The sequence below is a fragment of the Gordonia sp. LUNF6 genome, from assembly GCF_047041125.1.
Taxonomy (GTDB): domain Bacteria; phylum Actinomycetota; class Actinomycetes; order Mycobacteriales; family Mycobacteriaceae; genus Gordonia; species Gordonia sihwensis.
In genome coordinates this window covers 1,930,478-1,950,716 of record NZ_CP178181.1, presented here as the reverse complement: position 1 = coordinate 1,950,716, position 20,239 = coordinate 1,930,478, and the positions used below count along the sequence as shown (strand labels likewise).

21 protein-coding genes are annotated in these 20,239 nt (G+C 69.3%); 8 read left to right on the top strand and 13 right to left on the bottom strand.

The genetic code is table 11. The features are described 5' to 3' along the window. The 5 genes from ACK8HH_RS09125 (at window position 1) to ACK8HH_RS09105 (ending at window position 5,709) form a co-directional block, all read left to right on the top strand. Window positions 1-573, top strand: a complete 573-nt coding sequence (locus tag ACK8HH_RS09125; protein ID WP_006894880.1) for a TetR/AcrR family transcriptional regulator — start codon at window positions 1-3, stop codon at window positions 571-573. A gap of 200 nt (window positions 574-773) precedes the next feature. Further along, a complete protein-coding gene (locus tag ACK8HH_RS09120; protein WP_006894879.1) occupies window positions 774-2,423 on the top strand; it encodes a substrate-binding domain-containing protein in 1,650 nt (549 codons plus the stop codon). 73 nt (window positions 2,424-2,496) lie between these two features. Further along, window positions 2,497-4,044, top strand: coding sequence for an acyl-CoA synthetase (locus ACK8HH_RS09115; protein WP_006894878.1), 1,548 nt, complete (start codon window positions 2,497-2,499; stop codon window positions 4,042-4,044). A gap of 115 nt (window positions 4,045-4,159) precedes the next feature. After that, window positions 4,160-4,765: a class F sortase gene (locus tag ACK8HH_RS09110; RefSeq protein ID WP_006894877.1), complete on the top strand. Its 606-nt coding sequence runs from the start codon at window positions 4,160-4,162 to the stop codon at window positions 4,763-4,765. Between the two features lie 44 nt (window positions 4,766-4,809). Further along, on the top strand, window positions 4,810-5,709 hold the full coding sequence (locus tag ACK8HH_RS09105) for a collagen binding domain-containing protein (RefSeq protein WP_062367494.1): 900 nt from the start codon (window positions 4,810-4,812) through the stop codon (window positions 5,707-5,709). Between the two features lie 26 nt (window positions 5,710-5,735). On the opposite strand, the gene ACK8HH_RS09100 is transcribed toward ACK8HH_RS09105, so the two are convergent. Next, window positions 5,736-7,364 (bottom strand): ABC-F family ATP-binding cassette domain-containing protein, encoded by a 1,629-nt coding sequence (locus ACK8HH_RS09100; RefSeq protein ID WP_045540187.1) that lies wholly within the window; start codon window positions 7,362-7,364, stop codon window positions 5,736-5,738. Window positions 7,365-7,462: 98 nt separating this feature from the next. Between ACK8HH_RS09100 and ACK8HH_RS09095 the strand changes: the two genes are divergently transcribed. Both ACK8HH_RS09095 and ACK8HH_RS09090 read left to right on the top strand, forming a co-directional pair. Further along, the gene (locus ACK8HH_RS09095) at window positions 7,463-8,236 is read left to right on the top strand and encodes an SDR family oxidoreductase (protein WP_062367495.1); all 774 of its coding nucleotides are present in this window, start codon (window positions 7,463-7,465) and stop codon (window positions 8,234-8,236) included. Then, entirely contained in the window at window positions 8,233-9,444 is a 1,212-nt protein-coding gene (locus ACK8HH_RS09090) for a lycopene cyclase family protein (RefSeq protein WP_412475696.1), read from the top strand. Before ACK8HH_RS09095 ends, ACK8HH_RS09090 begins: the two co-directional genes overlap by 4 nt. Before the next feature lie 23 nt (window positions 9,445-9,467). On the opposite strand, the gene ACK8HH_RS09085 is transcribed toward ACK8HH_RS09090, so the two are convergent. From ACK8HH_RS09085 to ACK8HH_RS09075, 3 genes are all read right to left on the bottom strand, one after another. Then, entirely contained in the window at window positions 9,468-10,634 is a 1,167-nt protein-coding gene (locus ACK8HH_RS09085) for a PTS sugar transporter subunit IIA (RefSeq protein ID WP_006894872.1), read from the bottom strand. A 102-nt stretch (window positions 10,635-10,736) separates the two neighbouring features. Next, window positions 10,737-11,093, bottom strand: coding sequence for a thioredoxin (trxA, locus tag ACK8HH_RS09080; protein ID WP_062367498.1), 357 nt, complete (start codon window positions 11,091-11,093; stop codon window positions 10,737-10,739). Between the two features lie 29 nt (window positions 11,094-11,122). Beyond that, complete coding sequence (locus ACK8HH_RS09075; protein ID WP_062367499.1) at window positions 11,123-12,100, bottom strand: NAD(P)/FAD-dependent oxidoreductase; 978 nt, start codon at window positions 12,098-12,100, stop codon at window positions 11,123-11,125. Window positions 12,101-12,148: 48 nt separating this feature from the next. On the opposite strand from ACK8HH_RS09075, the gene ACK8HH_RS09070 reads away from it, so the two are divergent. Beyond that, window positions 12,149-12,730, top strand: a complete 582-nt coding sequence (locus ACK8HH_RS09070) for a helix-turn-helix domain-containing protein (RefSeq protein ID WP_006894869.1) — start codon at window positions 12,149-12,151, stop codon at window positions 12,728-12,730. Here ACK8HH_RS09070 and ACK8HH_RS09065 read toward each other — a convergent pair. The 9 genes from ACK8HH_RS09065 to ACK8HH_RS09025 are packed head-to-tail and all read right to left on the bottom strand — an operon-like array spanning window position 12,715 to window position 20,134. Continuing rightward, a complete protein-coding gene (locus ACK8HH_RS09065) occupies window positions 12,715-13,293 on the bottom strand; it encodes an FUSC family protein (RefSeq protein WP_412475695.1) in 579 nt (192 codons plus the stop codon). The two genes, ACK8HH_RS09070 and ACK8HH_RS09065, sit on opposite strands and share 16 nt — an antisense overlap. Window positions 13,294-13,302: 9 nt before the next feature. Continuing rightward, complete coding sequence (locus ACK8HH_RS09060) at window positions 13,303-13,809, bottom strand: hypothetical protein (RefSeq protein WP_412475694.1); 507 nt, start codon at window positions 13,807-13,809, stop codon at window positions 13,303-13,305. Window positions 13,810-13,829: 20 nt separating this feature from the next. After that, window positions 13,830-14,198 (bottom strand): metal-sulfur cluster assembly factor, encoded by a 369-nt coding sequence (locus ACK8HH_RS09055; protein ID WP_006894867.1) that lies wholly within the window; start codon window positions 14,196-14,198, stop codon window positions 13,830-13,832. A gap of 9 nt (window positions 14,199-14,207) precedes the next feature. Beyond that, window positions 14,208-14,663 carry a Fe-S cluster assembly sulfur transfer protein SufU gene (gene sufU, locus ACK8HH_RS09050; RefSeq protein WP_006894866.1) on the bottom strand — a complete coding sequence of 152 codons (456 nt, stop codon included), beginning with the start codon at window positions 14,661-14,663 and terminating at the stop codon, window positions 14,208-14,210. Then, complete coding sequence (locus tag ACK8HH_RS09045; protein ID WP_346076256.1) at window positions 14,663-15,928, bottom strand: cysteine desulfurase; 1,266 nt, start codon at window positions 15,926-15,928, stop codon at window positions 14,663-14,665. The genes sufU and ACK8HH_RS09045 overlap by 1 nt, the downstream gene beginning before the upstream one ends. Window positions 15,929-15,967: 39 nt before the next feature. After that, a complete protein-coding gene (gene sufC, locus ACK8HH_RS09040) occupies window positions 15,968-16,738 on the bottom strand; it encodes a Fe-S cluster assembly ATPase SufC (protein ID WP_006894864.1) in 771 nt (256 codons plus the stop codon). A gap of 35 nt (window positions 16,739-16,773) precedes the next feature. Continuing rightward, window positions 16,774-17,949: a Fe-S cluster assembly protein SufD gene (sufD, locus tag ACK8HH_RS09035; RefSeq protein ID WP_045539145.1), complete on the bottom strand. Its 1,176-nt coding sequence runs from the start codon at window positions 17,947-17,949 to the stop codon at window positions 16,774-16,776. After that, window positions 17,949-19,385 carry a Fe-S cluster assembly protein SufB gene (gene sufB, locus ACK8HH_RS09030; RefSeq protein WP_006894862.1) on the bottom strand — a complete coding sequence of 479 codons (1,437 nt, stop codon included), beginning with the start codon at window positions 19,383-19,385 and terminating at the stop codon, window positions 17,949-17,951. Before sufB ends, sufD begins: the two co-directional genes overlap by 1 nt. Beyond that, window positions 19,382-20,134 carry a helix-turn-helix transcriptional regulator gene (locus tag ACK8HH_RS09025; RefSeq protein WP_006894861.1) on the bottom strand — a complete coding sequence of 251 codons (753 nt, stop codon included), beginning with the start codon at window positions 20,132-20,134 and terminating at the stop codon, window positions 19,382-19,384. The genes sufB and ACK8HH_RS09025 overlap by 4 nt, the downstream gene beginning before the upstream one ends. Window positions 20,135-20,239 lie beyond the last annotated feature (105 nt).

Here is a 20,239-nt window from a genome sequence, read left to right as displayed (position 1 = left end):
ATGCCACGGGTCAGCGATGACCGTCTTGCCGCGCGTCGTCGAGAGATCCTCGACGGCGCGCGGCATTGTTTCGCCGAATACGGTTACGACGGAGCGACGGTCAAACGTCTCGAAGAGGCGACCGGCCTCTCCCGCGGTGCGATCTTCCACCACTTCAAGGACAAGGAAGCCCTGTTCTTGGCGCTGGCACGCGAAGACGCGGAGCGGATGGCCGAGGTCGCCTCGCACGAGGGTCTGGTCCAGGTGATGCGCGACATCCTCGCGCGGCCGAAGGACTTCGACTGGCTGAGCACGCGGCTGGAGATCGTGCGGAAGATCCGCACCGATCCCGGCTTCCGTGAGGCCTGGGAGGCGCAGAGCGCCGACCGCGAGGCCGCCACCCTCGCCCGCCTGGAGCGCAAGCGCCGTGCGGGCAGTCTCCGCAAGGACGTCCCCCCGGAGGTGCTCGTCACCTACCTGGACGTCATCCTCGACGGCCTGGTCACACGGTTGGCCTCGGGTCAGTCGACCGACGATCTGCATGCCGTCCTCGACCTCGTCGAGGCCTCGGTCCGCGTACCCGCGGGCGAGTGACCGGCGCAACGGGCCCGGACCTTCGACCGCCGAAGGTCCGGGCCCGTTGCTGTGCGCGGCCGTGGTGCTCATGACGTCCGTGCCCGTCGCGCCGACGGGCGTAATCGGCGGTACTCGGCACCCCCGACGTGTCCCATCTCACGCATGGGCTAGCCTTCTCTCGCACTCTCGAGGAATTCACAAGGAGGGGTCGACCCGACATGGGCCAACACCGAAACGCCGCGCGTCCCGCTTCCGATCCACCGCGGGAGTCCGCCGGGAGCCGCCGGCGACGGCGCCCCGGCACCCGCGCGCGGGTCGGGCTCTCCCTGGTGCTGGCCGCGCTGCTGGCGGGCGGAGTGTACGCGGTCTGGCGGGGCGGGCACGGCGGCTGTTCTCAGGTGCGACCGGTGTCGGTCATCGCCGACCAGGACGTCGCCGACTACGTCACCGCCCTGTCGAAGCAGACCGAGGCGGACAGCTGTTTCGACTTCACCGTGCAGGCCGTGCCGCCGAGCCACACCTCCGAACGCCTCACCGACCGGAACGCACCGCAGATCTGGATCGCTGAGTCGCAGGCGCGCGTCCGGCAGGTGCGCGCCGCACTCGGCCGGACGTGGGCCGACGTCGGACCGTCGCTCGGCGTCTCCCCGGTGGTGGTGGCCGGCCGTGAACTCCCGGCGATGCCCGCGTGGACCGACGTGCTCACCTCGCCCGGACTGCGAGTGGCTCCGCCGGCCCGCAGCGACGTCAGCAACGCCGCGGTGATCGGAGCGCTCTCCGAGGTGTCGTCGGGCTCGCTGACGCACCGGGAGCTGGTGGAGTTCCTGACCAAGCGGGCCCTGATGATGAACGACAACGACGCCTCCCCCGATCTCGCGCAGACCGCCGCCGCTCCCGCGCCGACGGCCACCCTCACCACCGAACGCGCCTACACCGAGTTCAAGCGCGCCCATCCCGCGTCCGATCTCGAGGTGGCCGTGCCGCGGTCCGGCACGGTGGCCCTGGACTATCGGGCCGCCAATGTCGCGCAACCCGACGATCAAGCGCTGGCCGGCGACGCGATCGACGCGCTGGTGGCCACCCTGCAGACCGACAGTGGTCGCCGGATCCGGGAGGAGATGGGCATCCGCTCTCCGGACGGCGAGCCGCCGGCCGACGGAACCGGCGTCCAGGACGTCACCGTGATCAAGCAGCCGGCCAGGGAACTCGTCGACAACATCCTGCGGAAGTGGACCGCACTCACCCAGCCGATCCGGGCGCTCGTGGTGCAGGACGTGTCCGGCTCGATGGCGCTCGACGCCGGAGGCCGTTCGCGCGCGGCCTTCCTCCGGGAGGCCTCGCTGTTCGGACTGGGCCGGTTCCCCAAGAACACCGCGCTGGGCTACTGGGAGTTCAGCATCGACCGCGGCGGCCCCGGCCAGGACTATCGGGAGGTGATGCCGATCGCGCCGATCTCCGAGATCGAGGGAGGCCGTACCAACCGCGACCGCCTCGCCGACTCCATCCGCGACACGCTGGGGCACGTCGGCGGCGGCACCGGTCTCTACGACACCGCGCTCGCGGCGTTCAAGACCGTGTACGACTCATACGACCCCGCGTACTCCAACAGCGTGATCATCATGACCGACGGCCGCAACGAGGATCGCGACAGCATCACGCTGGGGCATCTGGTGTCGGAGCTGAACATCATGAAGAACCCCGCGCGGCGCATCCCGATCATCGCGGTCGGCATCTCGGAGGACGCCGACGCCGGTGCGCTCAAGCAGATCGCCGAGGCCACCGGCGGCAGCTCGTTCATCGCACGCGACCCCAAGGATGTGGGCGCGATCCTGCTGCAGGCGGTCTCCTACCGCGTGGAAGCGGCGTGACGGCAAAGCACTCCTGAGCGAGCGATTACTCGGTACGGTCGTCGGTGAGACGTCCCTCACTTCAGGAGTGCCCGTGTACCCAGGAACCTTCGCCGCGACCACACCGGACAAGCCTGCGCTGATCCGCCCGTCGACGGGTGAGCGCGTCACCTATCGAGAGCTCACGGACAACTCCACCAGAATCGCCAATCACCTGCACGACCTGGGAATCGGTCGGGGCGACACCATAGCGATCGTCTCCGACAACGATCTGCGCGTCTTCGACGTGTACTGGGCCGCGGTCCGCTCCGGCATGTACGTCACCGCCGTGAACCACCACCTCACCCCGGCGGAGGTGAACTACATCCTCGACGACTGCGATGCGCGCGCGGTCTTCGCCTCGGCCGCGGTGGCGGGCGCCGTCTCCGAGGCCCACCGCATCGAGGCCCTGTCCGACGATTCCCGGCGGGTGGCCTGGGGCGGGCCGGTCGACGGTTTCCTCGACTACCCGGAGGTGCTGGCCGCTGCGTCGGACGCCCCGCTGACCGACCAGCCCCGCGGCGCCGACATGCTTTACTCCTCGGGAACCACCGGGCGGCCCAAGGGAATCAAGCCGTCGCTGCCCGGCGTCCAGGTCGACGAGGCCCCCGACCTCATATCGCAGGTGTTCGGCCCGGTGTACGGATTCGGCCCCGACACCGTCTACCTGTCGCCTGCGCCGCTGTACCACGCCGCTCCCCTTCGGTACTGCGCGATGACGAACGCTCTGGGCGGGACGGTGATCGTGATGGACCACTTCGAGCCGGAGACGGCCCTGCGGTACATCGACGAATACTCCGTGACGCACAGTCAGTGGGTGCCCACCATGTTCGTCCGGATGCTGAAGCTGCCGGACGGGGTCCGCGACCGGTACGACGTCTCGAGCATGAAGGTCGCCATTCACGCCGCCGCTCCGTGTCCGGCGGAGGTGAAGCGCAGAATGATCGACTGGTGGGGACCGGTGATCAACGAGTACTACGCGGCCACCGAAGCCGCGGGCGTCACGCTGATCGGATCGGCGGACTCGTCGACCCACCCCGGCTCGGTCGGCAGAGCCGTCCTCGGAGTGGTGCACATCTGTGGTCCCGACGGTGAACCGCTGCCCGCCGGAGAGGTCGGGACCGTCTATTTCGAGCGCGACGAGATGCCCTTCGTCTATCACAACGATCCGTCGAAGACGGCGCAGGCGCAGCACCCGGGGCATGCGAACTGGGCGACCACCGGCGACCTCGGTTACGTGGACGACGAGGGCTTCCTCTACCTCACCGACCGCCAGGCCTTCACGATCATCTCCGGCGGCGTCAACATCTACCCGCAGGAGTCGGAGAACGTCCTCATCAACCACCCGGCGGTATACGACGTCGGCGTGATCGGCCTGCCCGACGACGATCTCGGAGAGCGACCGGTGGGCTTCGTCCAACTGGTCGACGGCGCCGAGGCCTCCGATCGCCTCGCCGCCGAACTCGTCGACTTCGCGAAGGCCGAACTCGCGTCGTTCAAGGTCCCCAAGGAGATCCGCTTCGTGGACGACCTGCCGCGGACCCCGACCGGCAAGCTGGTCAAGGGCGAACTCCGGAAGCGGGTACTGGAGTCATTCAGCTGAACGACTGACGTCTGATCCTCGTTAACGCCGCGTGCGCGGACCCGATCTCACCAGTGTCGGGGCACGCACAGCGGCCGCACAGCAGGTGCGGCCACGCGCACAGCGAGGAGCCCACATGAAGATCCATCGGGCGGCGGCCGCAGTCGCGGTCGCCGCCGCGCTCGCCCTCTCGTCCGGATGCTCGGCGACCTCCGACCGGCAGGCGCCCACATCCGGCAGTGCTCAGGCCAATCTGCCCGCTCCGGTGTCCGCCCGCTCGGACGAACCGTCGTCGCCGATCCGGGTCACCGTCGACGGTGCGACGGTGCCGACCGACGCGGTGGCCACCGACACGGCAGGGGTTCTCCTGCCTCCCCAGGACGTCCACCGCCTCGGCTGGTGGGTCGACTCGTCGCTGCCCGGGTCCGGCTCCGGGACCGTGGTGATGACCGGGCACGTCGACGACGTGAAGCAGGGAAAGGGCTTCGCCGCACGGTTCTCCGGCCTCAAAACCGGTGACGCCGTCGACGTCACCACCGCGGACGGACACCGGCACGTCTACCACGTCACCCGGTCGGTGCTCGCCGACAAGGAGTCCACCGGCCGCGACGGACTGCCGGTGGACGAACTCAATCGACGGACCGGCCCGGAGACTCTCGCACTCATCACCTGCGGCGGCCCGTTCATCGGCCCGCCCCTCGGTTACCGCGACAACGTCGTCGTCTTCGCCGCACCCGCGTGACGCGGACCGCTACCGACCATTCACACACTCGTCAGGAGACCACCATGAAGATCAACCGCCGCGGAGTACCCGCGATCCTCGCCGCCGCCGTGATGTGCGCGGCTCTCACCCCGGCCGCCGCCTGGGCGGACGTTCCCGCCACGGAGTCCGCGCCCACCACGGCGCAGACCACTGCCGAGACGGCCGCTCCGACCGAGGTGACGTCGAGCCCCACGGAGACCGCGACCCCCACCGGCAGCCCGACCGAGAGTACGACGCCGCCCTCGTCCGACACCGGGACGCCGCCCAGTGAGACGAGCACCGCGCCCCCGACCACCCGGCCCGAGAAGAAGACCGGGGTGCTGGTGGTCTGGGCCGACGACGTGCAGGCCGGACTGATGGTCCCGGGCGCCGTCATCCGGTTCGACGCCCCGCCGCACCATCCCGGCACCGTCACCACACCCGCGCAGGTGACTCTGTCCGAGGGCTACTACCGGTTCACCGTCGTGGCGCCACCGGCCGGCTACCATCTGCTCGAGCCCGCCGACGACTTCGACGGCGTGATCGTCGCCGGTCGCAATCTGGAGCGCCGGATCCGCGTCGCCAAGGACCAGCAGGAACCGACCAACGGTGTCCTCGGGGTCACCAAGCGCGACCGCGTCACCGGGGAACCGTTGCAGGGAGCGAAGTTCCGGGTCGTCACGTGCAGCGGTAACTATGTCGCGGCACTCACCTCCGGCGATCAGGGAACAGCGTTCCGCGGTCTGGATCCCGGCTGCTACGACCTCCTCGAGGACGCGGCCCCCGCGGGATACCAGCTCGACCTGACACCGCACCGGGTGTGGATCAAGAAGGGCGAGGAGACCGACCTCACCGTGTACGACATCCCCGTCGACTATGTGGCACCGCGGAACCCCGCCGACCGGGTGCCCCTGCGGTCGGTCCCCTCGGGCCGCATCGACTGAACCCGGCGCACCGGGGGCGCGTCCGCTCAGGCGAGCTCGATGAGCTCCTGGTATTCGTCGGACCAGTGGTCCTCGGTGCCGTCGGGCAGGAGGATCACCCGCTGAGGCTCCAGAGCCTCCGCGGCACCGGGGTCGTGTGTCACCAGAACCACGGCCCCGGTGTAACTGCGCAGTGCCTCCAGCACCTGCTCTCGGGAGACCGGATCGAGGTTGTTCGTCGGCTCGTCGAGCAGCAGGACGTTGGCGGCCGAGGACACCAGCCCGGCGAGCGCCAGACGGGTCTTCTCACCGCCCGAGAGCGTCCCGGCCGGCTGGTCCAGCTGCGGACCGGTGAACATGAACGCTCCGAGCAGCCCCCGCAGATCCTGTTCACCGGCGTCGGGCGCCGCGTGCCGGATGTTCTCCCAGACCGTCGCGTCGTCGTCGAGGGTGTCGTGCTCCTGTGCGAAGTACCCGATCTTGAGGCCGCGACCCGGCTCCAGTTCACCGAGGTCGGGTTTCTCCACACCGGCGAGCAACTTGAGCAGCGTGGTCTTGCCCGCGCCGTTGAGGCCGAGGATCACCACCCGGCTCCCCTTGTCGATCGCGAGGTCGACGCCGGTGAAGATCTCCAGCGAGCCGTACACCTTGGTCAGATTCGACGCCATCAGCGGCGTCTTGCCGCACGCCGCCGGCTCCGGGAACCGGATGTGCGCGGTCTTGTCGGCCACCCGCACCTCGTCGAGCTCGTCCATCATGCGCTCGGCACGTTTGAGCATCTGCTGCGCCGCGGTGGCCTTGGTCGCCTTCGCCCCCAGCTTGGCCGCCTGCACGCGCAGCGCCCCGGCCTTCTTCTCGGCGTTGGCCCGCTCGCGCTTGCGGCGCTGCTCGTCGGTCGCGCGGGCGTCCAGGTACCGCTTCCAGCCCATGTTGTAGACGTCGGCCTCACCGCGGACCGCATCGAGGAACCACACACGGTTCACCACGTCGGCCAGCAGGTCGACGTCGTGGCTGATGACGACGAGGCCGCCCTCGTGGTTCTGCAGGAACGTCCGCAGCCAGGCGATCGAGTCGGCGTCGAGGTGGTTGGTCGGCTCGTCGAGGAGCAGCGTGGTATCCGACTTGCCCGAGCCGTCCGACGCCGCGAACAGGATGCGCGCCAACTCGATCCGGCGACGCTGACCGCCGGAGAGGGTACGCAGCGGTTGCCCGAGCACACGGTCGGGCAGACCGAGGCTGTTGCAGATGCGGGCGGCGTCGCTTTCGGCCTCGTAACCGCCGAGCGCCGAGAACCTCTCCTCGAGACGGGCGTACTTGGCGATCGCACGGTCGCGGACCCTGTCGTCCGCGGCCTCCTCCATCAGCGCCTGCTGCTTGCCCATCGAGGCGAGGATCTCGTCCAGTCCGCGCGCGGACAGCACGCGGTCCTTCGCGAGGACGTCGAGGTCGCCCTCCTTGGGATCCTGCGGCAGGTAACCGACCGGGCCGGAGGTGCGGACGGTTCCGGCGTACGGCTGCGTCTCGCCGGCGAGGATGCGCAGCGAGGTGGTCTTGCCCGCGCCGTTCCGGCCGACCAGCCCGATGCGGTCGCCCGGCTGAATGCGCAGGTGGTCTCCGGGCGCCGAAAGAAGAGTCCTCGCGCCCGCTCGTACTTCCAGGTCGGTCGCGGTGATCACGTCGATCCAGTCTACCGATGACGGGCCCGGTCCCCGAATCGGTTCTCGGCGCATGGACGGCCGCGGACTCGGACCCGCGCCCGGACTACCGTTGAGCCATGACTGATACAGCCTCCACCGATCTCACCGGCCGTTCCGCGCTCGTCACCGGCGGCAGCCGAGGCATCGGGTACGCCATCGCCCTCGAACTCGCGCGCCGAGGTGCCGCGGTGGTCGTCACCGGCCGCAAACCCGAGCCCCTCGACGAGGCTGCGGCAGCGCTGCGCGACGCGGTCCCCGGTTCGGTGGTCACCGCGGTCGCGGGCAACACCGGCGATCCCGAGCACCGCGCGGACGCGGTCGCGGCGGCCGTGGCGAACGGCGGTATCGACATCCTCGTCAACAACACGGGGATCAATCCGACCGCGGGTCCGCTCATGGACGCCGATCTCGGGGCGGTGCGCAAGACCTTCGACACCAACGTCGTCGCGGCTCTCGGCTATGTCCAGGAGGCGTACCGAGCGGGAATGAAGGACTCGGGCGGTGCCGTCGTCAACATCGCGTCGATCGCGGGCCTGCGGCCGACCGGGTTGATCGCGGCCTACGGCGCGTCCAAGGCCGCGCTGATCCACCTCACCGAGGAGCTCGCGTGGCAGCTCGGTCCGTCGATCCGGGTGAACGCCGTCGCCCCCGGCGTGGTGAAGACCAAGTTCGCCGACGTCCTTCTCGCGGCCGGTGAGGACGTCGTGGGGCAGACCTACCCGATGAACCGGGTGGGCACTCCCGAGGACATCGCGGCCACGGTGGCCTTCCTGGTGAGCGACGCGGCGTCGTGGATCACCGGTGAGACGATCCGCGTCGACGGCGGCAAGCTGGCCACCGGCGGGATGTGACCGCGCCCGTCGAGGGGCCCAGCGCCGACGTCATCGTCGTGGGCGCCGGGCCCGCGGGGCGCTCGCTCGCGTACCGCGCCGCCGCGGCGGGGCTGCGCGCGACGCTCGTCGACCCGGCGCCGCACCGGGTGTGGCGGCAGACCTTCGGCATGTACGCCGACGACGCACCGGCCTGGCTCGACCCCGGGACGGTGGCCGCCCGCAGCGCCGAGTTCTGCGTCTTCACCCCGCAGCGGCGGGTGGTGGACCGCGGGTACCTGGTGCTCCACTCGGAGCGGTTCCAGCAGTCCCTGTCGCTGTCGGAGGTGACGGTCGTGGCCTCGTCGGCGACCGCTCTCACCGCGACGTCGGTCACGCTCGCCGACGGCTCCGTACTCGCCGGCCGACATGTGGTCGACGCCCGCGGCACCGCCGGGCACCGCCGAGCCGACACGCCGCGCCAGACCGCCGTCGGAATCCTCGCGGGCCGGGTCGGGGCGACGGACGGCGGCGACGACCCCGACACCACCGTGCTGATGGACTGGCGGCCCGCCGATACCGGGCCGAACGCCGTCTCATCGAACCTCACCTCATCGGGCCCGGCCTCGTTCAGCTACCGGATCGACACCGCTCGCGGACGCCTCGTCGAGGAGACCTGCCTGGCCGCCCGCCCGCCCCTGGGCATCGCCGAACTGGCCCGTCGAGCGCGCCTGCGCCTGCGTCTGTCCGCGCCGACCGGCGACGAGGAGGTTCAGCACGGCGGGATGGACGAGATCGTCGATTTTCCGATGTACCCGAACGCACGACCGTGGCGTGGCGACGGCGCCCTGGCGATCGGCGCGGTCGGCGGTCTGATGAATCCGGCGACCGGATACAGCGTCGCGCAGTCTCTGCGCGCCGCTGATCTGGTCGTCGAGGCTGTCGCCGGCCGTCGGGATCCACGCGCCGCGTTGTGGCCTCGCGCCGCTCGTATCGCGTTCACGCTCCGACTGCTGGGACTGCTGGTCCTCATCCGGCTCAGACCGGCCGAACTCGTCGGCTTCTTCGACGCCTTCTTCGGCGTCCCGGTTCCGCTGCAGCGCGCCTATGTGTCGTCGCACGCCGACGCCCCCGGCGTGCTGCGCGCGATGGCGGCGGTGTTCCGGCGGTCCCCGCCGCGGCTGAAGGCCCGCGTCGCCGTCGCCTCGGCCCGCGCCGCCGTCGAAGTGGTCCGCCTCATGGTCGTCTGAGCGTCGGGGTCGGCTGAGGAGGGCTAGAGCTGTTTCAGCAGCAGGTACTGCGCCGAGATCTTCTGCTGCGCCTCATGCAGATCGGAGCCGTCCGCCTGGGCCGCGTAGCTGCCGTAGGCGACGAAGCAGGTCGCTTGATCGTCGCCGAACGAGGACTTGCTGGTCTGACACACCGCCGACGGCAGATCCTGCGGGCTGTCGGCCTTCTTGGCGGTCGGATCGTCGGAGTCGTCGGAGAGGGTTTTGAGCAGTTCTGCGGCCTGGTCGTCGCCGCCGGCGCGGAAGACCAGGGAGCCCCCGACCGCGGCCTCGGTGACGCCGGTCTTCTGCAAGTCGGCGAAGGTGGCGGTCGACTTGCTCGCCAGCTGCGAGATGGCCCGCGGTCCGGCGACCGAGCCGGAGAAGGCGGAACCGCCGTTCGACTCCGTCGGCAGCACGGCGCGCAACAGGCCGTTCGGGTCGATCCGCTTGTCGTCGCTGATCGGTTTCATCGCATCGAGCAGGGCTTTCTGCTTCGTGAAGGCAGACCGCACCGCGGCGAGAGTCCATCCGCCGTCGTCGGCGTCGGCCCAGGTGTAGACCACCTTCTCTGCCACCGGGGTGAACGCCACGGTGATCTGACCGCCGCCGCTCGACTTCCCCGTGAGCGCCACCGTCTCGGCGGGCATCCCCGGGACGTCGGTGCGCCGCATCGGTGAACCGTAGGTCTTCTTGAGCATCTGGCCGGACATCGCCGACACGGCCTCGCCGGCCGTCTCCGCATCGGGATACACCAGCACGGCATGATTGAGCCCCTGATGCAGGTTCTTACCGTCGCTGTCGTCCGGCGCCCCGCCGGCCATGGTGAAGCCGTAACGCAGCTTCTGCGAGACCGGCAGGTCGGCCGCATCGGAGAAGACGCCCCGCAGTCCGCTCGCGCCGGAGATCGGGTAGGTCGGCATGCTGAACTTGGTCAGCACCGGATCGACCTCGTCACGGAACGCGATGTCTTCGCCCAGCCGCATGGCCCGCAGCCGGTTCATCTCCGACTCCGTATCAGCGGTCCCCGCAGCAGGCTGCAGACTGGTCGCGTACTTCCCCGTATCGAGCTGGATCGGTCCGCGCGTCGCGGTGCCGTCCACGGTGCACGCGGTGACCGCCGAGAGGCTGACGACTGCTCCGGCGGCCGCGGCCGCTCGTTTCCACTGCATAGGCAGATCCTAAAGGGCCCGGCCCGGACCCACGAACAGCACTACGCCCGGCGAATGACACCGTCACTCGCCGGGCGTGGCACCCGTGTCAGTCCCGACCGGTCACTCCTGGCCGCTCTCCTTGAGGGCCTGCTCGACGTCGAGTGCCTTCACCTGGTCGATCAGGCTGTCGAGCGCCTGGGGAGGCAGCGCACCGGCCTCGTTGAAGACCAACCGACCCTGCTTGAACGCCATGATGGTCGGGATGGAGCGGATGCTCGCGGCCGCCGCCAACTGCTGCTCGGCCTCGGTGTCGACCTTGCCGAAGACGATGTCGTCGTGCTTTTCGGAGGCCGCTTTGTACGTGGGTGCGAACTGCCGGCACGGGCCGCACCAGCTCGCCCAGAAGTCCACGAGGACGATGTCGTTGTCGACGATCGTCTGCTCGAAGTCGTCACCGGTCAGATCAATTGTTGCCATGTCTGTATCTAACCGGATCCGCCGCCGTGCTATTCCTGCACGCGGCACTTCTCCACGCGGGGTTCCGCGCCGACGGCCCGCCGGACCGCCTCGTCCACGAGGTCGGCGTTGATCGCCGCACCCGCCGCCACCCCGGACGCGGCGGCCGCGCCCACCATCGCCATCGGGTCGCGCGCGTTGCCCGCCGCCCACACTCCGTCGACTGCCGTCCGGCCCGTCGCATCGGTCTCGATGTACGTTCCGAACGGGTGGTCCGACACGCGGCCGCCCAGGGTCTGGAACAGCTCTCCCCGCGCGTGTACGCGGGTCGCCACCGCGACGGCGTCCACCTCGTACGCCGCACCCGCGACACGGACGGACCGGACTCGGTCGCCGTCGGTCAGCACCCGGTCGACGCGGCCGTCGACGACCGGGACGTCCATCGCCGTCAAGCGTTCACGCGCTTGCGCACCGAGGACGGACTCGTGATCGAAGACCGTCACATGCTCGCTGAGTTGCCGGAACAGCAGCGCCTGGTGTTCAGCCATCGGGCTCGTCGCGACCACGCCGATACGCCGTCCGCGAACCTCCCAACCGTGGCAGTACGGACAGTGCAGCACTGTCCGCCCCCAACCAGCGGCCAGTCCCTCGATCGCGGGCAGTTCGTCCACCGCTCCGGTCGCCAGGAGCACCCGGCACGCACCGACCGTCTCCCCGGACGAGAGGCTCAGCGTGAACCCGCCGGAGATGCGCTCGGCACTGAGCACGGTTCCCTCGAATATCTCGGCGCCGTACCCGGCCGCCTCGGCTCGACCGGCCGCCAGCAGATCGGTGGGTGCCGTACCCTCGCGGCCCAGCACGTTGTGCGCAGCCTCGGCGGGCCGATTGCGCTGTTCACCCGCGTCCACCACGAGGACGGTCCGCAGTGAGCGGCCCAGGGTCACCGCGGCGCCGAGTCCCGCCGGTCCCCCGCCCGCGATGAGCACGTCGTACTGCCGGTTCGGGCCGGCCTCCCGTGAATTCGTCATGGATCGACCGTATGCGCGGTATTGCAGATAACGCATACACTCTTGCGCATGACGCAAGAACTCGATCGCCGTTCCGATCCCGACCTGGACGCCCTGGTGCGGAGCCGGATTCGGAGTCTTCGGCTCGCCCGCGGATGGACCCTCGACTCACTCGCCCGCCGATGCGACATGAGCGCGTCGACGCTCTCCCGGATCGAGACCGGCGGGCGCCGCGTAGCCCTCGACCAACTGGTGCCGATCGCCCGTGCGCTCGGGGTGTCTCTCGACCAGCTCGTCGAACCCGTCTCCGATGAAGACGTGGTCATCCGGCCGGAAGCCCACTCCGCCGGAGACGCGATCACGTGGCTCCTCTCGCGCGATCGCGCCGATGCCGGCGTCGTCGTCGCCAAGATGCGGCTCCAACCGCCGGCGGAGTGGCCCACACCTCGCGTGCATCCCGGTCATGAGTGGTTCACCGTGCTCTCCGGCAGCGTGCGGCTGGCTCTCGGTGAGCGGATCATCTACGTCCAGGCCGGCGAGGCGGCCGAGTTCTCGACGATGACGCCGCATGCCTTCGTCGCCCACGGGACCACCGCCGAGATTCTGACGATCTTCGACCGGGACGGCGAACGCGCTCACCTTCCCGAGTGACCGTCTCCTTCCGGCCGATCGAGCCCGACGGGATCGAGGGGGACGTCGAAGGCGGGCAGTCTGCTTCGTCGATCGGGCAGGCGGATCACCAGGGCGACGAGAACGCCGACGGCCACGCCGATCAACGTGTCCACGGCGCGGAAGGTGAGCATCCGCAGCGGCGGCGACGGAGCGGTGAGCTCGGTCATCAGCATGATGAGCGGCGTGAAGAACCCGATGGCGACCGCATAGTGGCGCGTCATGAACAACTCTGTCGGCCAGAGCAGAAGGACCGCGATCACCGCCACCGCACCGGCACCCAGATCCAGTGCCAGGAGCGCCGCCGCCAGCAGGAGTCCGGCCATCGTGCCGACTGTCCGATGCGCGGCGCGGGTGAGGACTCGGCGTACCTCCGCATCGCCCGGGCGGCCGGTGTCGATCACAGCGAGCGGAACGGCCGCGGCGGCCATCGCCCAATTCGCGTGCTCGAAGCCCATCGCCAATCCGATGGACCCGGCCGTCCCCACGGCCACGCCGTACCGGACCGCGTGCAGGCGCACCCCGGCAGGCGGACTGCGCACCACCGAGCGGACTCAAGCGAACCACCCGTGCCTGCCCCGCAACGGCGCCGGGGTACCGACCGCTCCGATCGCCACGGCGAGCAGTGCCGTGCCTGCGCAGATCGCCACGGCCGCCCCGGGAGCCACCAGCCCCGCCGGGACAGTCGCGGTGGCGCCCAGCGCGAAGATGAAGAAGAACGGGCCCGCCGGACGCAGCCGCACCGCGTCGGCGAGCAGCGAGCCCACGACCGCGAACGCCGTCTCGGCCACCACGAGTGCCCAGACGGGCGCGGAGACTGCGGAGAGACCGACGCCGATCGCGCTGCCCGCCGTCAGGAGACCGGCCGCCTGCAGCTGATGCGTGATCCGGCGCCGACCGCCCTCTCCCCGGCCGTACATGCCTGCGAAGGCACCGAAGACGGCGTAGACCAACAGCTCCGGACGCCCGGCGACGAGAAGTGCGACAGTGGGAACGACCAGACCCACCAGCACGCGGAGCGCGTGCCGGTGATCGTCGCCGTTCGGGAGCGCCGCGGTCACGGCGCTCGAGCGGCCTCCGGTCAGACGGTGAAGCCGAGCGCCCTCAGCTGCTCGCGTCCGTCGTCGGTGATCTTGTCGGGCCCCCACGCCGGGATCCACACCCAGTTGATGTCGACCTCGGTGCACAGACCGGAGGTCACCAGCACATTGCGCGTCTGGTCCTCGATGACGTCGGTGAGCGGGCACGCCGGCGAGGTGAGGGTCATATCGAGCTTCACCGCCGCGTCCTGGTCGATGGCGACGTCGTACACGAGCCCGAGGTCGACGACGTTGATGCCCAGCTCCGGGTCGACGACGTCGCGCATCGCCTCCTCGACGTCGTCGATCGACGGGAGCGAGGTGGCGACCGGCTCGGCCGGCGCAGTGGTTTCGGTGTTGGTCTCGGTCATTGGTCGCTCCTAGGCGGGATCGGGGACTTCGGTGGCGAGGCTCTGCGAGAGCGCGTCCTTGAACGCCATCCACCCGAGCAGAGCACACTTGACGCGCGCCGGATACTTGCTGACACCGGCGAGCGCGATGCCGTCGCCGATGACCTCCTCATCGCCGGGATCGGTCCCGCGCGAGGTCATCATGGCGTTGAACGAATCGACGGTGGCGAGCGCCTCGTCGACGGGCAGCCCGACCACCTGGTCGTAGAGCACCGAGGTCGAGGCCTGGGAGATCGAGCAGCCCTGGCCGTCGTATGAGATGTCGGCGACCGCGTCGTCGACCACCGACACCCGCAGCGTCACCTCGTCACCGCACGTCGGGTTCACGTGGTGCACCTCGGCGTCGTACGGATCCCGCAGACCACGGCCGTGCGGATGCTTGTAGTGGTCCAGGATCACCTCCTGGTACATCTGCTCCATCCGCATCAGCGACCCCCGAAGAACCGCTGGGCGACGCCGATCGCGTCGGCGAGCGCGTCCACCTCGTTGAGCGTGTTGTACACGGCGAACGATGCGCGCGCACTGCCCTGAACGCCGAAGGCCCGGTGCAGAGGCCAGGCGCAGTGGTGTCCGACGCGGATCGCGACCCCCTCGTCGTCGAGGATCTGGCCGAGGTCGTGGGCGTGGATGCCCTCGACGTCGAACGAGACCGCGCCGCCTCGCCGCTCGGCGGTGGTGGGACCGACGATGCGCAGACCGTCGATCGCCGTCAGCCGCTCCAGCGCGTGCGCGGTGAGCTCGTGCTCGTGCGCGGCGACGTTGTCCATGCCGATCTTCTCGAGGTATTCCACGGCCGCGCCCAGACCGACGACCTGAGAGGTCATCGGGACGCCCGCCTCGAAACGCTGCGGCGGCGCGGCATACGTGGACACCTCCATGGTGACCGTCTCGATCATCGAACCGCCGGTGAGGAAGGGCGGCAGCTGAGCCAGCAGCGAAGCGCGGCCGTACAGCACGCCGACACCCGACGGACCCAGCATCTTGTGCCCGGAGAAGGCCGCGAAGTCGACCCCGAGAGCCGCGAAGTCGACGGGCATGTGAGGCACCGACTGGCAGGCGTCGAGCACCGCCAGCGCATCCACCTCGTGAGCGCGGCGCACCAGTTCGGCGACGTCGGCGACGGCGCCGGTGACATTCGACTGATGAGTGAACGCGACCACCTTCACCGACTCGTCGAGTACCAGCGAGTCCATGTCGATGCGGCCCTCGGCCGTCACTCCGTACCAGCGCAGGGTGGCTCCGGTGCGGCGGCACAGCTCCTGCCACGGCACCAGATTCGCGTGATGCTCCAGTTCGGTCACCACGATCGTGTCACCGGGGCCGAGGGCCCTGCCGCCGAAGACCGGCGCCGAACGGTCATCGCCCAGGGTGTACGCCACCAGGTTGAGCGCCTCGGTGGCGTTCTTGGTGAAGACCACCTCGTCGACGGCGACGCCGACGAAGCCGGCGATCGCCGCGCGCGCGTGCTCGTACGCGTCGGTCGCCTCTTCGGCCAGCTGGTGCGCACCGCGATGAACCGCGGCGTTGTGGTTCAGCAGGAAGTCTCGCTCGGCGTCGAGCACCTGCAGCGGCCGCTGCGACGTGGCCCCGGAGTCGAGGTACACGAGCGGCCTGTCGTCGCGGACGGTGCGGGACAGGATCGGGAAGTCCGCCCGCAGTGCCGTGACGTCGAGTGCGGCTGCGGTGGTCATGTCACTCCCCCTTCGTCGCGTTGATCGAGATGGCGGCCGTCACTTCGCGGCGGCCGCGGTGAACCGCACGTAGCCGTTCTCTTCGAGCTCGTCGGCCAACTCGGGTCCGGCGGACTCCACCACGCGGCCGTCGACGAAGACGTGGACGTAATCGGGCTTGATGTACCGCAGAATCCGCGTGTAGTGCGTGATGAGCAGGATCCCGCCGTTCTCGCGTTCCTTGTAGGCGTTCACGCCTTCGGAGACGATGCGCAGCGCGTCCACGTCCAGACCCGAGTCGGTCTCGTCGAGAATCGCGATCTTCGGCTTGAGCAGCCCGAGCTGCAGGATCTCGTGACGCTTCTTCTCACCGCCGGAGAAGCCCTCGTTGACGCTGCGCTCGCCGAACGCGGGGTCGATCTCGAGTTCGGCCATCGCCTGCTTGGTCTCCTTGACCCAGTGCCGCAGCTTCGGGGCCTCGCCGCGCACGGCGGTTGCCGCGCTGCGCAGGAAGTTCGACATCGAGACGCCGGGCACCTCCACCGGATACTGCATCGCCAGGAACAGTCCGGCGCGGGCGCGCTCGTCGACGCTCATCTCCAGGACGTTCTCCCCGTCCAGGGTGATCGATCCCGAGGTGACCTCGTACTTGGGGTGACCGGCGATGGCGTACGAGAGGGTCGACTTGCCGGACCCGTTGGGGCCCATGATCGCGTGGGTCTCGCCCGAGCGCACCGTGAGGTTCACACCCTTGAGGATGTGGATCGGCTCGGCGTCGGCGTCGGACTGCGCGACGTCGACGTGCAGGTCGCGGATTTCCAGGGTCGTCATCTGTGGTGATTCCTTGTCGAAGTATGTGTGGATGGTCAGGCGCCGGCCGACTCGAGTTCGGCCTCGATCGCGGATTCGAGCCGCTCGCGCAGTTCCGGGACGGCGATCTTGGCGAGGACCTCGCCGAAGAAGCCCCGGACCACGAGGCGCCGCGCCTGATCTTCGGGGATGCCGCGCGCCTGGAGGTAGAACAACTGCTCGTCGTCGAACCGGCCGGTGGCGCTGGCGTGACCGGCGCCGACGATCTCACCGGTCTCGATCTCCAGGTTGGGGACCGAGTCGGCACGGGCGTTGTCGGTGAGCACCAGGTTCCGGTTGAGTTCGTAGGTGTCGGTGCCCTCGGCGGCCGGCCGGATCAGCACGTCGCCGATCCAGACGGTGTGGGCCTCCTTGCGCTTGTCGCCCGACGGGTCGCCCTGGAGAGCGCCCTTGTAGGTGACGTGCGAGCGGCAGTTGGGCTGCGAGTGGTCCACCAGGAGACGCTGCTCCAGGTGCTGCCCGCCGTCGGCGAAGTACAGTCCCCACAGCTCGACGTCGCCGCCGGGCGCGGTGTACTGCACGTGCGGCGAGAGCCGCACGGTGTGTCCACCGAGGCTGACCGCGAAGTGCTTGACGACCGCGTCACGTCCCAGCGACAGGTGGTGGGTGGCGACGTGGGTCGCGTCGTCCTCCCACTCGTGGACGTTCACGACGGTCAGATGCGCGCTGTCGGCGGCGAGGATCTCGACGTTCTCGCCGATCACGCCGCTGCCGCGCTGATCGAGAACCACGACCGCCTTCGAGAAGGCCTCGGCGCGGATCTGGATGTGCGAGTAGGCGACCTCGTCGGCTCCCGGACCGTCGACGGTGACGAACACCGGATCGGCGATCTGCGCCTCGCGGCCGATCGTGAGCACGGTGGCCTTCTCGAAGGACGAGTAAGCCTGGGCGGAGACCCTGTCGAAGGGCACCCCGGCCTCACCGAGACGGGGATCCTCGCGGCCGACGGTCTCGGCGGTGACGCCCTCGGCGTCGCCGCTGACCTGCACCGAGGTGGTGCCGGTGGCGAGCGCCGTGCCGTCGTGCAGACCGTGCAGCCGGCGGAACGGCGTGAAGCGCCACGCCTCTTCGCGCTGCGACGGCACCTCGAAGGCGTCGACGTCGTAGGAGGTGAAGAGTTCACCCTTGTTGACCACCACGGGCGAGGCGGTGGTCTGGGAAGCGTCCGCCATCAGCCGACCGATCCTTCCATCTGCAGTTCGATGAGCCGGTTGAGCTCGAGTGCGTATTCCATCGGGAGTTCCTTGGCGATCGGCTCCACGAATCCGCGGACCACCATCGCCATGGCCTCCTGCTCGGTCAGTCCGCGGCTCATCAGGTAGAAGAGCTGATCGTCGCTGACCTTCGAGACGGTGGCCTCGTGTCCCATCGTCACGTCGTCCTCGCGGATGTCGACGTACGGGTAGGTGTCGCTGCGGCTGATCTGATCGACGAGCAGGGCGTCACACTGCACGGTGGACCGGCTGCCGTGGGCGCCGGGGTTGATCTTGATCAGGCCGCGGTACGACGACCGTCCGCCGCCGCGAGCGACGGACTTGCTGACGATGTTGCTCGAGGTGTTGGGCGCCAGGTGGACCATCTTGGATCCGGTGTCCTGGTGCTGGCCCTCGCCGGCGAACGCCACCGACAGGACCTCGCCCTTGGCGTGCTCACCGGTCAGCCACACGGCCGGGTACTTCATGGTGACCTTGGAACCGATGTTGCCGTCGATCCACTCCATGGTCGCGCCCTCTTCGGCCTTCGCACGCTTGGTGACCAGGTTGTAGACGTTGTTCGACCAGTTCTGGATGGTCGTGTAGCGGCAGCGGCCGCCCTTCTTCACGACGATCTCGACCACGGCCGAATGAAGCGAGTCGGACTTGTAGATCGGGGCCGTGCAGCCCTCGACGTAATGGACGTAGGCGTCCTCGTCGACGATGATCAACGTCCGCTCGAACTGCCCCATGTTCTCGGTGTTGATGCGGAAGTAGGCCTGCAGCGGGATGTCCACGTGGACACCCGGCGGAACGTAGATGAACGAGCCGCCCGACCACACCGCGGTGTTCAGCGCGGAGAACTTGTTGTCGCCTGCGGGGATGACGCTGCCGAAGTACTCCTGGAAGATCTCGGGGTGCTCACGCAGGCCGGTGTCCGTGTCGAGGAAGATCACGCCCTTCTCCTCCAGGTCCTCGCGGATCTGGTGGTACACGACCTCCGACTCGTACTGCGCGGCGACGCCGGCGACCAGACGCTGCTTCTCGGCCTCCGGGATGCCGAGGCGGTCGTAAGTGTTCTTGATGTCCTCGGGCAGGTCCTCCCACGACTCGGCCTGCTTCTCGGTCGAGCGCACGAAGTACTTGATGTTGTCGAAGTCGATGCCGTCGAGGTCGCCGCCCCAGCTGGGCATCGGCTTGCGGTCGAAGATGCGGAGCGCCTTGAGCCGTTGGTCGAGCATCCACTCGGGCTCGTTCTTCTTGTCCGAGATGTCGCGGACGACGGCCTCGGACAGACCGCGCTTGGCGGACGCACCTGCCTCATCGCTGTCGGACCAGCCGTAACCGTAGCGATCGAAGGAAGCAATGGTCTCTTCCTGCGTCAACTGGGTGGCGGCGGGATCGGTGACCGTCATCGGAGAACCTTTCCATCGGGGGTGTCGGAGGCTGCGGGCTGAGCGGCCTCCGGAGTCGTGAGATGCACGGGAACGTGCGTGGTGCACACGCAGTCGCCGTTGGCGATGGTCGCCAACCGCTGCACGTGCGTACCGAGGAGCTCGGTGAACATGGCCGTCTCGGCCTCACACAGCTCCGGGAACTCGGACGCCACATGGGCGACCGGGCAGTGGTGCTGGCAGATCTGGACGCCCGCGCCGACTTCGCGCGTGTCGGCCGAGTAGCCGCCCGCGGTGAGAGCGTCGGCGATCTGCTGAACCGTCGCGATCACCGAACCGGACTCGCGCGCCGGCTCGACGCCGGAGACGAGATCCGAGATCCGCTCATGAGCGAACTCGTCGACCGCCTGCTGACCGGCGACGTCGCGCAGCTTCCGCAGCACTGCACCGGCCAGATCGTCGTAGGCGTGCCGGAGCTTGCCCCGGCCGGCCGGCGTGAGCTGGAACCACTTGGCCGGGCGGCCCCGCGTACCCTTGCCGGGACCAGCCCTGGAGAAGCCGGACGGCGCCACCTCGATGTCCCCGTCGGCCGACAGGATCTCGAGATGACGGCGGACGCCCGCGGGCGAGATCCCCAACCGCTCGGCGATGTCGCCGGCGGTCATCGGCCCCTCGTCCACCAGCAGCGACACGACGGCGGCGCGGGTCTGGCCGTCGTGGCCGCCCGCCTCCGCATGCTGCTCGCGCAGCTGCCGCTCGTCACCGCTCATGCTTTTCACAACAATATTGTTACCTAAATACTTCCACCGGGCTAGCAAGGGTCGCCTAAATCTCCGGCCCGACGGGGCGGCGGACCCCACCCGTTAGAGTCTTCG

Coding starts and splice junctions, on each gene's coding strand:
- sufD (WP_045539145.1), bottom strand. CDS start 17,949: ATGGCGGACGCTTCCCAGACCACCGCCTCGCCCGTGGTGGTCAACAAG.
- sufB (WP_006894862.1), bottom strand. CDS start 19,385: ATGACGGTCACCGATCCCGCCGCCACCCAGTTGACGCAGGAAGAGACC.
- ACK8HH_RS09075 (WP_062367499.1), bottom strand. CDS start 12,100: ATGACGAATTCACGGGAGGCCGGCCCGAACCGGCAGTACGACGTGCTC.
- sufU (WP_006894866.1), bottom strand. CDS start 14,663: ATGCGGATGGAGCAGATGTACCAGGAGGTGATCCTGGACCACTACAAG.
- ACK8HH_RS09110 (WP_006894877.1), top strand. CDS start 4,160: ATGAAGATCCATCGGGCGGCGGCCGCAGTCGCGGTCGCCGCCGCGCTC.
- ACK8HH_RS09095 (WP_062367495.1), top strand. CDS start 7,463: ATGACTGATACAGCCTCCACCGATCTCACCGGCCGTTCCGCGCTCGTC.
- ACK8HH_RS09085 (WP_006894872.1), bottom strand. CDS start 10,634: ATGCAGTGGAAACGAGCGGCCGCGGCCGCCGGAGCAGTCGTCAGCCTC.
- ACK8HH_RS09120 (WP_006894879.1), top strand. CDS start 774: ATGGGCCAACACCGAAACGCCGCGCGTCCCGCTTCCGATCCACCGCGG.
- ACK8HH_RS09045 (WP_346076256.1), bottom strand. CDS start 15,928: ATGACCACCGCAGCCGCACTCGACGTCACGGCACTGCGGGCGGACTTC.
- ACK8HH_RS09070 (WP_006894869.1), top strand. CDS start 12,149: ATGACGCAAGAACTCGATCGCCGTTCCGATCCCGACCTGGACGCCCTG.
- ACK8HH_RS09105 (WP_062367494.1), top strand. CDS start 4,810: ATGAAGATCAACCGCCGCGGAGTACCCGCGATCCTCGCCGCCGCCGTG.
- trxA (WP_062367498.1), bottom strand. CDS start 11,093: ATGGCAACAATTGATCTGACCGGTGACGACTTCGAGCAGACGATCGTC.
- ACK8HH_RS09055 (WP_006894867.1), bottom strand. CDS start 14,198: ATGACCGAGACCAACACCGAAACCACTGCGCCGGCCGAGCCGGTCGCC.
- sufC (WP_006894864.1), bottom strand. CDS start 16,738: ATGACGACCCTGGAAATCCGCGACCTGCACGTCGACGTCGCGCAGTCC.
- ACK8HH_RS09025 (WP_006894861.1), bottom strand. CDS start 20,134: ATGAGCGGTGACGAGCGGCAGCTGCGCGAGCAGCATGCGGAGGCGGGC.
- ACK8HH_RS09125 (WP_006894880.1), top strand. CDS start 1: ATGCCACGGGTCAGCGATGACCGTCTTGCCGCGCGTCGTCGAGAGATC.